We start from the raw sequence: 12615 nt of genomic DNA on the forward strand, positions 1-12615 counted from the left end.
TGTTAACATCGCCGCCTTTACCTGATTGACCGATTGAGAGCTGAGCACTGATGGCCACCAGATCCGTTGTACTCGATACCGAAACCACCGGCATGCCGGTGACCGACGGCCACCGGATTATCGAAATCGGTTGTGTCGAGTTGATCGGCCGGCGCCTGACCGGGCGGCACTTTCACGTTTACCTGCAACCGGACCGCGAAAGTGACGAGGGCGCCATCGGCGTCCACGGTATTACCAACGAGTTCCTGGTGGGCAAACCGCGTTTTGCCGAAGTGGCCGAAGAGTTCTTCGAGTTCATCAAGGGCGCGCAGCTGATCATCCATAACGCGGCGTTCGACGTTGGCTTCATCAACAACGAATTCGCCCTGATGGGCCAGCAAGACCGCGCCGACATCACCCAGCACTGCTCGATCCTCGACACCCTGATGATGGCCCGGGAACGTCATCCGGGTCAGCGCAACAGTCTCGATGCCTTGTGCAAACGCTACGGCGTCGACAACTCCGGCCGTGAACTGCACGGCGCCTTGCTCGACTCCGAGATTCTCGCCGACGTCTACCTGACCATGACCGGCGGCCAGACCAGCCTGTCCCTGGCCGGTAACGCCTCGGACGGTAATGGCTCGGGTGAAGGTGCTGACAACTCGGCCACCGAGATCCGCCGCCTGCCTGCCGACCGCCAGCCAACACGGATTATCCGCGCCAGCGAAGATGATCTGGCCAGGCACGCCGCACGCCTTGAAATCATCGGCAAATCCGCCGGCGCACCGGCACTGTGGGTGCAGTTGGCCGAGGCCGAAGCCCAGGCTTGATCCTTTCATCAATGGGACACTCCGTGACCCATTTCGGGGCGTTCTGCTCGCTACATCGGCTGCAACACTCTACCCTGAGGTGATTGGCAGGCTCTGATCTGCCGCCTCAGGACACTGAGCCCCATGTATAAAGATTTGAAATTTCCGGTGTTGATCGTCCATCGCGACATCAAGTCGGACAGCGTCGCGGGCGATCGCGTGCGCGGTATTGCCAGGGAGCTGGAGCAGGAAGGTTTCAGTGTGGTGTCGGCGGTGGACTACAGCGAAGGGCGCCTGGTCGCATCGACTTACCACGGGCTGTCTTGCATGTTGATCGCGTCGGAAGACGCCAGCACCCATTCGCATTTATTACAAAATATGGCCGAACTCATTGGCCTCGCGCGAGTGCGTGCACCTGATCTGCCGATTTTCGCCCTCGGCGAAAAAGTGACCCTGGAAAACGCACCGGCCGACGCGATGGCCGAGCTGAATCAGTTGCGCGGCATTCTGTACCTGTTCGAAGACACGGTTCCCTTCCTCGCCCGCCAAGTTGCCCGGGCCGCGCGCAAGTACCTTGATGGACTGCTGCCACCGTTCTTCAAGGCGCTGGTGCAACATACCGCCGACTCCAACTATTCCTGGCACACCCCCGGGCATGGCGGTGGAGTGGCGTACCACAAAAGTCCGGTCGGGCAGGCTTTTCACCAGTTTTTCGGGGAGAACACCCTGCGTTCCGACTTGTCGGTGTCGGTCCCCGAGCTCGGCTCCCTGCTCGATCACACCGGACCCCTGGCGGAAGCTGAAGCGCGAGCGGCGCGCAACTTCGGCGCCGATCACACCTTTTTCGTGATCAATGGCACTTCTACGGCCAACAAGATCGTCTGGCATTCCATGGTCGCCCGGGATGACTTGGTGCTGGTGGATCGCAATTGCCACAAGTCGGTGCTGCACTCGATCATCATGACCGGCGCCATCCCGTTGTACTTGTGCCCGGAGCGCAATGAGCTGGGGATCATCGGACCGATTCCCCTCAGCGAATTCAGCGCCGAGTCGATCCAGGCCAAGATCGACGCCAGTCCATTGACCAAGGGGCGGGCGCCCAAGGTCAAGCTGGCGGTCGTGACCAACTCGACCTACGACGGGCTCTGTTACAACGCCGAGCTGATCCGTCAGCAGTTGGGCCGCAGCGTTGAAGTCCTGCATTTCGACGAAGCCTGGTACGCCTATGCCGCGTTTCATGAATTCTTCGCCGGGCGTTATGGCATGGGCACGACGCGTGACGAACATAGCCCGCTGGTGTTCACCACCCATTCCACCCACAAATTGCTGGCGGCATTCAGCCAGGCGTCGATGATCCATGTACGCGATGGCGGCGCCCGGAAACTGGACCGCGATCGTTTCAACGAAGCGTTCATGATGCACATCTCGACGTCGCCGCAGTACGGCATCATCGCCTCGCTGGATGTGGCGTCGGCGATGATGGAAGGCCCGGCCGGGCGCTCGCTGTTGCAGGAAATGTTCGACGAAGCCCTGAGCTTTCGCCGGGCGCTGGCCAATCTGCGCCAGCACATCGATGCCGATGATTGGTGGTTCTCGATCTGGCAGCCGCCCACGGCGCAGGGCATCGAACGTGTGGTCACCGAGGATTGGTTGCTGCAGCCCGATGCCGACTGGCATGGTTTCGGTGAGGTGACGGACGATTACGTGCTGCTCGACCCGATCAAGGTCACGCTGGTCATGCCAGGGCTCACGGCGGGCGGTGCGCTCAGTGAGCGGGGCATTCCGGCGGCGGTGGTCAGCAAGTTCCTCTGGGAACGCGGTCTGGTGGTCGAAAAGACCGGGCTGTATTCCTTCCTGGTGTTGTTCTCCATGGGCATTACCAAGGGCAAGTGGAGCACGCTGCTTACCGAGTTGCTGGAGTTCAAGCGCAGTTATGACGCCAACGTCAGCCTCGCGCATTGCCTGCCGTGCGTGACCAGGGAAAACGCCTCGCGTTACCAGGGCCTGGGCCTGCGGGATCTGTGCGATCAACTGCATGCCTGCTATCACAGCAATGCCACGGCCAGGCACCTCAAGCGCATGTACACAGTGCTGCCGGAAGTCGCGATGAAACCGGCGGACGCCTATGATCATCTGGTGCGGGGCGAAGTTGAAGCGGTGTCGATCGACGCGCTGCAAGGGCGGATCGCCGCGGTGATGCTGGTGCCATACCCGCCGGGTATCCCGTTGATCATGCCTGGCGAGCGTTTTACCGAGTCGACCCGCTCGATCATCGACTACCTGGCCTTCGCCAGGACGTTCGATAGCCAATTCCCGGGGTTCGTTGCTGATGTGCACGGATTGCAACATGAAGATGAGGGCAATGGGCGGCACTACACCGTCGATTGCATCAAGGAGTGAGGACCTTTCCCAGTATGCAGCCGCAAATCAATCCAACTCATCCAGGGTTGTCCGTACGCGTGGCCGATGACGGTTTCGCGGCCTACATCTGGGGCAGTGATTTCAGTTTTGAAGTCGCGGCCTATGGCGCGGTGCAAATCGGCAGCCCGGTAGCGCAGTGGCCGATAACGCCCATCACCCCGTATCGCAAGTGTTATGGCATCGATCCGGAAGAGTTCAGCAGTTTTCGCGATGCCGCGGACAGTGCGATTTTCATGGCTTATCTCGATGACCAACCGGTGGGGCATCTGGTGATCAGCACCAATTGGAATGGCTTTGCCCACATCGACGAACTGGCCGTGCACGCTCCGGCCCGACGGCACGGTGTGGCCAAGGCATTGCTGGATGTCGCGCAGTTCTGGAGCCGCAAGAAGAAGCTGCCCGGCATCATGCTCGAAACCCAGAACAACAATCTCGGTGCCTGTAGGCTCTATGAACGGTGCGGTTATGTGGTGGGCGGGATCGATCACCTGCGTTATCGCGGCATCGATCCGAACACCGCCGAAGTGGCAGTGTTCTGGTATCGATTGTTCGAGAACCCGTTGGAAAATCCGTTCAGCTCGTCAGCATCGCCACGGCTTGTTCCGTGATGATGGCCAGCAACGCCTGCACAGCGGGAGATGGCTCGGTGTTTTTCAGGGTTAACGCGTAGAGACAGACCGGCACTGCTGGAGCGAGTGGGCAGACATCCAGCCCCGAGGATTTGGCCCCCTGCGCCGTGAAGGGATCGACAATCGCCAGCCCTTCGCCAGCCTCGACCATGCTGCGCATCATCTGATGGGTCTGCACCCGGGTATGAATCACCGGCGCGGGGCGCAAACCATGCAGTTTGTTTTCCAGCGCCGGGCTCAACGGATCCTGGCCTTCGAGGCCGATCATCGCCTGGCCGGCCAGGTCCTGCAGGGAAATGTACTTCTGTTTCGGTTGCAGCCAGCCATGGGGGGCGAGCAGCTGGAGTTTGCCTTGGGCGATCACCTGACCGTGGATGTCCGCGTGGTCCGGGTCGTGCAGGCTCAGGCCCAGGTCGCTTTCGCGCAACAGCAGGCTACGAACGATATCGCGGGTCGGTTGGCTCAGCAGTGTGCAGGGCGCATCGGGCAGACGTCGACGCAACAGGGCGATGCCGTGTGGCAGTAATTGGTGAGCGAGGGGGGGAGTGCAGATGATGCGCAGCGGCGGCGCCAGGTACTGCTTGAGGCTATTGGCCAGACGCTGAACCGGTTCCAGTGCGTCGTAGATCCGGGCAATTTCCACCTGCAACTCCCGTGCCTCGCGGGTGGCCTGCAGACGCCCGCGGACGCTGGCGAACAGCATGAATCCCAACTGATCCTCGACATCGCGCAACACCTGCTCGACTTCGGTCACCGGCAACTGCAGCCATTCGGCGGCGGTGCCCAGGTGACCGGTCTGCAGGAGCGCCTGGATCACTTCGATATGGCGTAAGCGCATGCGTGAAGTCCATGTTCAGCAGGTGGAGGAGTCAGTGAATGAATCCTACCCCAAGTCTGCGCCTATGACTTCTGCTCATAACGATGGGTTATGAAACGGTGCTGGTTTGTGGCTCACGGGTGATGGTAATGCCGGCCTGGACCAGCAGGAACTCATTGTCATCGACCTTGTTGACGCGATCACCAATGGCCAGTTTATAGGTGGTGACAGGCGCTGTGCCGTCTGCTGCCGGGGTGGATTCCTGGAACTCGTGCACCGAATAGATACGGCCTTCCGCATCTCTTGCATGGAACTGACCGACGAGTACTGCTGCCATCTGCTTAGAACCTCTGGAGATAAATCACTCAATTTGCGGCTCTGTAGACCGTGCCTAAGTGAGGTAAGTTTTCCTACGGGAAAAAAATAGTCAGCGGCGCCGTTTTCCCTCACCACTGCTTGAATCGTCATCTATAACTACAAACTCTTTCCATCGGACAGTCGAGAATCTCCCATGAGCAACGTCTTTACGATCGCCGTCGTGGTTGGCAGCTTGAGAAAGGATTCGATCAACCGCAAAGTAGCGCAGGCGCTGATCAGCCTGGCACCCGCCAATCTCAAGCTCAATATCGTCGAAATTGGCGACTTGCCGCTCTACAACGAAGACATCGATGGTGCTACACCGCCGGCAGCCTACAGCACTTTCCGACAACAAGTGAGTTCATCCGACGCGGTGCTGTTCGTCACCCCGGAATACAACCGCTCGGTGCCCGCACCGCTGAAGAATGCGATTGACGTTGGCTCGCGGCCTTACGGCAAGAGCGCCTGGAGCGGCAAACCCGGCGCTATCATCAGTGTGTCGCCGGGGGCGATTGGCGGATTTGGCGCCAACCATCACCTGCGCCAGTCACTGGTGTTCCTCAATGTACCGTGCATGCAGCAACCGGAAGCCTATCTGGGCGGCGCCGGCACCGCATTCGATGAGTCGGGAAAACTCTCTGAGTCGGTCAAGCCGTTCCTGCAGAGTTTTATCAACGCCTACGCCCAATGGGTCGAGCAACACAAAAAGGTTTGATGGCTTGCCACGCTGGCCGGACTACAGGGTTCCGGCCAGTCGCCCACAGATCATCGTCTCCATTTCCGACAGCCACGCGGTCTGCGCCTGGGCAGCGGGTTGTGCCGTGGCGCAATAGCGCCGACCTCCCCAGGCCATGATCACCCAGGCGTCAATGGTGGTATCTGCTGGTCGCTCGGGTAAATCAAGGCAGGCGGCAAATACTGCGTGCCACTTTTGCGACAGTTCGTCGTACACCCGTCGATGGTGTTTGGCTTCGGTGAACTGGTGTTCGATGGCTTGCACGGCAGGGCTGAACAACGGCAGGCGAATTTCGTCCGGAGCGCAGGTCAGGGTGATCAGGTGCCTGATCCGGGCTCTCCAGTCGAGGTCGTGCGCTTGTACGACTTCGGTTTCGAGGCGTTGCAGCAGGCCTTCCATGCAATGACGCACGTACCCCGAGATCAGGGCTTCCTTGCTCGGGAAGTAGTCGTACAGCGTGCCCACTGCGACGCCGGCCTCCAGTGCCACTTCGCGGGTGGTCAGCCGCGACCAGCCGTCGCGCCGCCAAATCCGAACAAATGCCTCATAGATCGCCTCGACGGTGAACACGGCGCGCGCCTGGCTCGGCCGTTTCAGCGGTTTGGCGCGGGGATTGAGGGAGGACGTTTGGCCTTTGGAGTTTCCGAACCCGCTCTTCATGGTCTGTCATTACTCTGGTGTTGCCCGCCACGTTGTCACAGCAGGAGACTGGAAAATGCAAACGATGAGCACGGTAACACGGCTGATTACCCGCAAAAACGCCCTTGATCAAAGCCGGATCGAACAGGAGCAACGCAGCCTGATTCCGGCGGCCGGCGAAGTGATCTTGAAGATTGATCGCTGCGCGTTGACCACCAACAACATCACCTACGCCGCCTACGGCAACTCGATGAACTATTGGGGATTCTTTCCCACAGGATCTGAGGATTGGGGACATGTCCCTGCGTGGGGTTTTGCGGATGTCATCGCCTCGGCGGTGCCGGGCATCAAGGCGGGGGAGCGCTTCTACGGCTATTTTCCGATAGCCAGCCACCTGTGGATGCGCCCGGAGCGTGTCACCGAACGTGGTTTTTACGACGGTGCCGATCATCGCCAGGGGCTGACTTCGGCGTACAACCAGTACACCCGTTGCAGTTGGGATTCGTACTACAGCCCTGAAACCGAAAACCTGCAGATTTTGCTCAAGCCACTGTTTCTGACGTCTTCAATGCTGGCGGACTTCCTTCAGGACAATCAGTTCTTCGGCGCTACCCGGTTGGTGTTCTCCAGTGCGTCGAGTAAAACCGCTTATGGCACCGCGGTGTGCCTGCAAGACCAGCAGCACCTGCAGCGGGTAGCGCTGACCTCGGCGCGCAACAAGGCATTCGTTGAAAGCCTGGGTTGTTACGAGCGTACGGTGTCTTATGAGGAATTAGCGAACCTGGAGGATGATTGCCCTACGCTGTACGTGGACTTTTCCGGCGATCTGGATTTACGCGATCGCGTGCACCAACATTTCTCCGGACAACTGGTCTACAGCTGCTTTGCCGGTTCGGCGCAGAGCACGGCAGAGGCCAGGTTGACTGCACTGGAAGGCCCGCAACCGGTGTTTTTCTTTGCGCCGATCCAGATTCGCAAACGCAATGCCGATTGGGGGCCGGAAGGAGTCAGTCAGCATATCGGTGAAGGACTGGTGCAGTTTTACCGGCAAGTGACGACGTCGGATAAGCCGTTGCTGGAGGTTGTGGAGAGCCAGGGTTATGAGGCAGCGCAATCCATCATTTCGCGGTTGTTTCATGGGCAGGTTGCGCCGGTGGAGGGGCATGTGGTCCGGTTGTGAGGATTTGCCGGGGGCTCCCCGATAAATCCGGGTGAATTCATCGCGAGCAAGCTCGCTCCCACAGAAGATTGTATTTCCACTGTGGGAGCGAGCTTGCTCGCGATGGCGGTAACTCAGGCAAAAAACGTCTCAACCTTGCCCCGGCACATTTGGCCAAAGATCAGCCACCAGAAACAATCGCTCGGCTTCCTCCCAGTCCCCTTGACCGTTCTCCACCAGACGCACCAGCAATTGTGCCGGGGCCAAAGGGTTCAGATCGTCAAGCCAGGCGGTCATTTGAGCAGGGCTCCAGGTGTGCTCCAGCGAATAGTGTGCCGGCGCCAGCCAGGCATGGCGGGGCAGGGGTTGCCAGCGCCCCGGTGGGCTTTGCAGGAAGAACGCCGGCCAATCCTTCTGATGCAACCAGCGACCACGCAAATGCTGCGGATGCGCACCCAGCGGTGGCGCGGCATGTCCCGGCCATGGATAAAGCAGGTATCCGCCCAACCACAAGTGCGCGCTGAACGCCTGGATATCCAGGGTGGCCAAGGCCTCGCGACTCTCCTGGCGAGCGGAAATCGGCAATTGGTGCTGGCTCAGGTGCGCCAGTTTGCGGTCCAGCCGGTCATGGCAGCCAGGCCCGAGCCATAACGCGACGTCTTGCCCGTCACCTTGTTGCGGGCCGAGGTAGAGTTTGATCGCCAGTTCCAGATGATGCACGCCGTCGCGGTCACGCAGCAGCATGTCCAGTTCGCCCAAGGTGTGGCCCTCGCGGCGGATTGGCAGGTTGGCGGCGATCAGTTCGATTCCAGGGGCGTGCTGCACGGCGAACTGCCAGAGACGTTCGTAATACAGGCCCAGTCGCCGGGTTCGCGCCTGCGCCAGCCAATGCAGCAAGCCATAGCTGTCGCGATCCAGATCCCGCAGCCATTGCTCCAGCCGCTCCGGCGTCTGCACCCAGTCGCTGCCCGCCAGCGGATGACGTTGCGGCCACGGCGTATCGACAAGCATCGGCGGGGCAACGATGACCCACGCCAGATCACGCACCTCCGGATGGCGCAGTTGGTGTGGCAGGCGGAGCAAATCTGGAAATAGGATCATCTTGCGAGCATAGCCTGAAACCCGGGCACACCCTTGAAGCTGAAAGGATTTTGTCTATGGGCGGCTTTCGCCCATAATCGAGGTTTTCGCCGTCACACATATTTCCGCAGGAGCCCCATGGAGCAATTTCGCAATATCGGCATCATCGGTCGCCTGGGCAGTTCCCAGGTGCTGGATACCGTCCGCCGACTGAAACGGTTTCTGCTCGACCGTCACCTGCACGTGATCCTTGAAGACACCATCGCCGAAGTCCTGCCGGGGCACGGTCTGCAAACGTCTTCGCGCAAGATGCTCGGTGAAGTCTGCGACATGGTCATCGTGGTCGGTGGTGACGGCAGCCTGCTCGGCGCCGCTCGCGCCCTGGCCAAGCACAATATCCCGGTGCTCGGCATCAACCGTGGCAGTCTGGGTTTTCTGACCGACATTCGTCCCGACGAGCTGGAAGTCAAGGTCGCCGAGGTGCTCGACGGGCACTACCTGGTGGAAAACCGCTTCCTGTTGCAGGCGGAGGTGCGCCGTCACGCCGAAGCCATCGGTCAGGGCGATGCGCTCAACGACGTGGTGCTGCACCCGGGCAAATCGACGCGGATGATCGAGTTCGAGCTGTACATCGACGGTCAGTTCGTCTGCAGCCAGAAGGCCGACGGCCTGATCGTCGCCACGCCAACCGGCTCTACCGCGTATGCATTGTCGGCCGGCGGCCCGATCATGCATCCCAAGCTCGACGCTATTGTGATTGTGCCGATGTACCCCCATACCTTGTCGGGACGGCCAATCGTGGTCGATGGCAACAGTGAGCTGAAAATCGTCGTGTCCAAGGATATGCAGATTTACCCGCAAGTCTCGTGTGACGGGCAGAACCACTTTACCTGCGCGCCCGGCGACACCATCACCGTCAGCAAAAAGGCGCAGAAACTGCGGCTGATTCATCCGCTGGACCACAACTACTACGAAGTCTGCCGGACCAAGCTCGGCTGGGGCAGCAAGTTGGGGGGTGGAGGCGACTGATGCTCGATCCCGCGCGTAGCTACGACCTGATCGGTGACGTGCATGGTTGCGCTCTGACCCTGGAGCACTTGCTCGACCGACTCGGTTATCACAAGCAAGGTGGTGTCTGGCGGCATTCGTCGCGCATGGCGGTGTTTGTCGGCGATATCATCGACCGTGGCCCACGAATTCGCGAGGCGTTGCACATCGTCCACGACATGGTCGAGGCCGGTCAGGCGTTGTGCATCATGGGCAATCACGAATTCAACGCCCTGGGCTGGAGCACACCGGCGCTGCCCGGCAGCGGCAAGCAGTTCGTTCGCGAGCACACCCCGCGCCATGCACGCCTGCTGCACGAAACCCTGACCCAGTTCGAACACCATCCGGGGGACTGGCACGACTTTCAGCAATGGTTCTATGACTTGCCGCTGTTCGTCGATGCCGGGCGCTTTCGCGTGGTGCATGCCTGCTGGGACGCCGGGTTGATCGAACCGCTGCGTGCGCTGTTTCCCAACGGCTGTATCGACGAGCCTTTCCTCCAGGCCTCGGCCGAGTCCGGCTCGTTCGCCTGCACCGTGTTCGACCGCCTGTTGCGCGGCACCGACATGCGCCTGCCCCATGGCCTGACCATGACCAGTGGTGATGGCCTGGTGCGCTCGTTCTTCCGCACCAAGTTCTGGGAAGACGACCCGAAAACCTACGGAGACATTGTGTTTCAGCCAGACGCCTTGCCCGAGCCGGTCGCCCAGACGCCACTGACCTCCACTGAAAAGAACAGCCTGCTGCGTTATGGCAGCGACGAACCCTTGTTGTTTGTCGGCCACTATTGGCGCAGCGGCAAGCCGGCGCCGATTCGCCCCAACCTGGCCTGCCTGGATTACAGTGCCGTGCTCTACGGAAAACTGGTGGCCTATCGTCTGGACCAGGAATCGCGCCTGGACCCGAACAAATTCGTCTGGGTCGATGTCGAGCGGCCGGAGGTGCTGCAATGAGTGCCGTAGCGGTGTTGCGTCTGCCCCTGGCGGTGGATCTGAGCGGGTTCGTCAAGCTGTTACAGCGCATGCAGGTGCCCCATCGGGTCAGCGAAGAGGCCGGAGAGCAGGTGCTGTGGGTGCCGGACAACATCAGTGAAGACGTTCGCGCACTGTACGAGCGCTTTCCGGCCGGCGATCCCGACCAGCAACTGGACATTCCCGTGGCGCAAGCCCGTCACCGTCCAGGCTTCGTCGAACAGCTCAAGCATGCGAAAGCCACTGCCTTCATCCTGCTGTTGAGCATCCTCGTCGGCGCCATCACCTTGCTCGGTGAAAACCTCGACATGATGCGCTGGCTGACCTTCCTCGACTTCCGCGTGGTGGGCGAATACATCCATTTCACGCCCCTGGCCGACAGCCTGGCGGCAGGGCAGTGGTGGCGTCTGGTGACGCCGATGCTGATCCACTTCGGCATCCTCCACCTGGCCATGAACGGCATGTGGTACTGGGAGCTGGGGCGGCGTATCGAGTCGCGCCAGGGCAGCATCAACCTGCTCGGCCTGACATTGCTGTTCAGTCTGGTGTCCAACTACGCCCAGTATTATTTCAGCGGTGCGACCCTGTTCGGCGGCTTGTCCGGCGTGCTGTACGGCTTGCTCGGGCATTGCTGGATCTTCCAGTTGCTGGCGCCGAACCCGGCCTATCGCTTGCCGCGAGGCGTGCTGGTGATGATGCTGGTCTGGCTGCTGTTGTGCCTGTCCGGGCTGATCTCGATGATCGGCTTCGGCGAAATCGCCAACGCGGCACACGTCGGCGGGTTACTCATCGGATGCTTCACCGGTTTGTTGGGCGGGTTGTACAACCGCCGTAAACTGGCCGCCTAATTCAGAACATGCATTAAAGAGACGGAGACCCCATGTCCTCTTTTAACGAAATGATCAAGAACATCACCCCGGATATCTACGAGAGCCTGAAACTGGCGGTGGAGATCGGCAAATGGTCCGACGGTGGCAAGCTCACCGCCGAACAGCGTGAACTGTCGCTGCAAGCGATGATCGCCTGGGAAATCCAGAACCTGCCCGAAGAGCAGCGCACCGGCTACATGGGGCCGCAGGAATGCGCCTCCAAGTCGATCGAAGTGCCGAACATCCTGTTCAAGTCGGATGCCATCCATTGATCGAGATTGGCCGCGGTGCAATAAGCAAGATGTCGGCGCGCCTTGACGGGCCGAACGTTCAATATGCGTTTCGTCTGGGCGACACCGAGGTGCCGGTCAATCCATTGATCGGTACGACCGTTCGCCTGGAATACCTGGGGGCGATCCACTGCACCCATTGCGGGCGCAAAACCAAAACCAGTTTCAGCCAGGGTTACTGCTACCCCTGCATGACCAAACTGGCCCAGTGCGACGTGTGCATCATGAGCCCGGAACGTTGCCACTTTGATGCCGGTACCTGCCGGGAACCGGAGTGGGGACGGACGTTCTGCATGACCGACCACGTCGTCTACCTGGCCAACTCGTCAGGGGTGAAAGTCGGCATTACCCGCGCCACCCAGTTGCCGACTCGCTGGCTCGACCAGGGCGCCAGCCAGGCATTGCCGATCATGCGCGTCGCCACCCGCCAGCAGTCCGGTTTTGTCGAGGATCTGCTGCGCAATCAAGTGGCTGACAAGACCAACTGGCGTGCTTTACTCAAGGGCGATGCGGCGGCGGTGAACCTGAGCGAAGTACGCGATCAACTGCTCGACACTTGCGCCGAAGGCTTGCAGGCCCTGCAACAACGATTTGGCCTACAGGCCATTCAGGTGGTTTCCGACGTCGAACCGCTGGAAATCCGCTATCCGGTCGAACAGTACCCAGCGAAAATTGTCAGTTTCAATCTGGACAAGAACCCGATTGCCGAAGGCACGCTGATGGGCGTCAAGGGTCAATACCTGATCTTCGACACCGGCGTGATCAACATTCGTAAATACACGGCCTACCAGCTCGCCGTGCATAGTTAAGGA

General features: G+C 60.2%; 14 protein-coding genes. 10 read left to right on the forward strand and 4 right to left on the reverse strand.

The genetic code is table 11. From position 1 onward, the window contains the following. The first annotated feature begins 50 nt into the window (after positions 1–50). From dnaQ to EIY72_RS27430, 3 genes are all read left to right on the forward strand, one after another. Entirely contained in the window at positions 51–809 is a 759-nt protein-coding gene (gene dnaQ, locus EIY72_RS27420; RefSeq protein ID WP_046037200.1) for a DNA polymerase III subunit epsilon, read from the forward strand. Between the two features lie 123 nt (positions 810–932). Continuing rightward, entirely contained in the window at positions 933–3188 is a 2256-nt protein-coding gene (locus EIY72_RS27425) for an Orn/Lys/Arg family decarboxylase (protein WP_093222007.1), read from the forward strand. Positions 3189–3202: 14 nt separating this feature from the next. Beyond that, positions 3203–3817: a GNAT family N-acetyltransferase gene (locus EIY72_RS27430; RefSeq protein ID WP_093222002.1), complete on the forward strand. Its 615-nt coding sequence runs from the start codon at positions 3203–3205 to the stop codon at positions 3815–3817. Here the strand turns inward: EIY72_RS27430 and EIY72_RS27435 are convergent. Together EIY72_RS27435 and EIY72_RS27440 are read right to left on the reverse strand one after the other, a co-directional pair. After that, positions 3783–4676 carry a LysR family transcriptional regulator gene (locus tag EIY72_RS27435; RefSeq protein WP_093221997.1) on the reverse strand — a complete coding sequence of 298 codons (894 nt, stop codon included), beginning with the start codon at positions 4674–4676 and terminating at the stop codon, positions 3783–3785. The two genes, EIY72_RS27430 and EIY72_RS27435, sit on opposite strands and share 35 nt — an antisense overlap. An 88-nt stretch (positions 4677–4764) precedes the next feature. Continuing rightward, positions 4765–4992 (reverse strand): hypothetical protein, encoded by a 228-nt coding sequence (locus tag EIY72_RS27440; protein WP_093221994.1) that lies wholly within the window; start codon positions 4990–4992, stop codon positions 4765–4767. Between the two features lie 174 nt (positions 4993–5166). Here EIY72_RS27440 and EIY72_RS27445 point away from each other — a divergent pair, with 174 nt between their 5' ends. Next, on the forward strand, positions 5167–5727 hold the full coding sequence (locus EIY72_RS27445) for an NADPH-dependent FMN reductase (RefSeq protein ID WP_093221990.1): 561 nt from the start codon (positions 5167–5169) through the stop codon (positions 5725–5727). A gap of 21 nt (positions 5728–5748) precedes the next feature. Here EIY72_RS27445 and EIY72_RS27450 read toward each other — a convergent pair whose 3' ends face one another. After that, positions 5749–6408 carry a TetR/AcrR family transcriptional regulator gene (locus tag EIY72_RS27450; RefSeq protein ID WP_093221986.1) on the reverse strand — a complete coding sequence of 220 codons (660 nt, stop codon included), beginning with the start codon at positions 6406–6408 and terminating at the stop codon, positions 5749–5751. 55 nt (positions 6409–6463) lie between these two features. Between EIY72_RS27450 and EIY72_RS27455 the strand changes: the two genes are divergently transcribed. Then, positions 6464–7567 (forward strand): DUF2855 family protein, encoded by a 1104-nt coding sequence (locus tag EIY72_RS27455; protein ID WP_093221982.1) that lies wholly within the window; start codon positions 6464–6466, stop codon positions 7565–7567. Between the two features lie 129 nt (positions 7568–7696). On the opposite strand, the gene EIY72_RS27460 is transcribed toward EIY72_RS27455, so the two are convergent. Beyond that, on the reverse strand, positions 7697–8647 hold the full coding sequence (locus EIY72_RS27460; RefSeq protein ID WP_093221978.1) for a DUF1853 family protein: 951 nt from the start codon (positions 8645–8647) through the stop codon (positions 7697–7699). A gap of 117 nt (positions 8648–8764) precedes the next feature. Between EIY72_RS27460 and EIY72_RS27465 the strand changes: the two genes are divergently transcribed. From EIY72_RS27465 to EIY72_RS27485, 5 genes are read left to right on the forward strand one after another with little or no spacing between them, the layout of a single operon-like run. Continuing rightward, complete coding sequence (locus tag EIY72_RS27465; RefSeq protein ID WP_034146463.1) at positions 8765–9655, forward strand: NAD(+) kinase; 891 nt, start codon at positions 8765–8767, stop codon at positions 9653–9655. Next, positions 9655–10626: a metallophosphoesterase gene (locus tag EIY72_RS27470; RefSeq protein ID WP_093221974.1), complete on the forward strand. Its 972-nt coding sequence runs from the start codon at positions 9655–9657 to the stop codon at positions 10624–10626. The genes EIY72_RS27465 and EIY72_RS27470 overlap by 1 nt, the downstream gene beginning before the upstream one ends. Further along, positions 10623–11492: a rhomboid family intramembrane serine protease gene (locus EIY72_RS27475; protein ID WP_093221967.1), complete on the forward strand. Its 870-nt coding sequence runs from the start codon at positions 10623–10625 to the stop codon at positions 11490–11492. The genes EIY72_RS27470 and EIY72_RS27475 overlap by 4 nt, the downstream gene beginning before the upstream one ends. A gap of 32 nt (positions 11493–11524) precedes the next feature. Further along, on the forward strand, positions 11525–11785 hold the full coding sequence (locus EIY72_RS27480; protein WP_093221961.1) for a YeaC family protein: 261 nt from the start codon (positions 11525–11527) through the stop codon (positions 11783–11785). Next, positions 11782–12612 (forward strand): DUF2797 domain-containing protein, encoded by an 831-nt coding sequence (locus EIY72_RS27485; protein WP_093221956.1) that lies wholly within the window; start codon positions 11782–11784, stop codon positions 12610–12612. Before EIY72_RS27480 ends, EIY72_RS27485 begins: the two co-directional genes overlap by 4 nt. Positions 12613–12615 lie beyond the last annotated feature (3 nt).

The sequence above is a fragment of the Pseudomonas vancouverensis genome (assembly GCF_004348895.1).
Classification (GTDB): Bacteria; Pseudomonadota; Gammaproteobacteria; order Pseudomonadales; family Pseudomonadaceae; genus Aquipseudomonas; species Aquipseudomonas vancouverensis.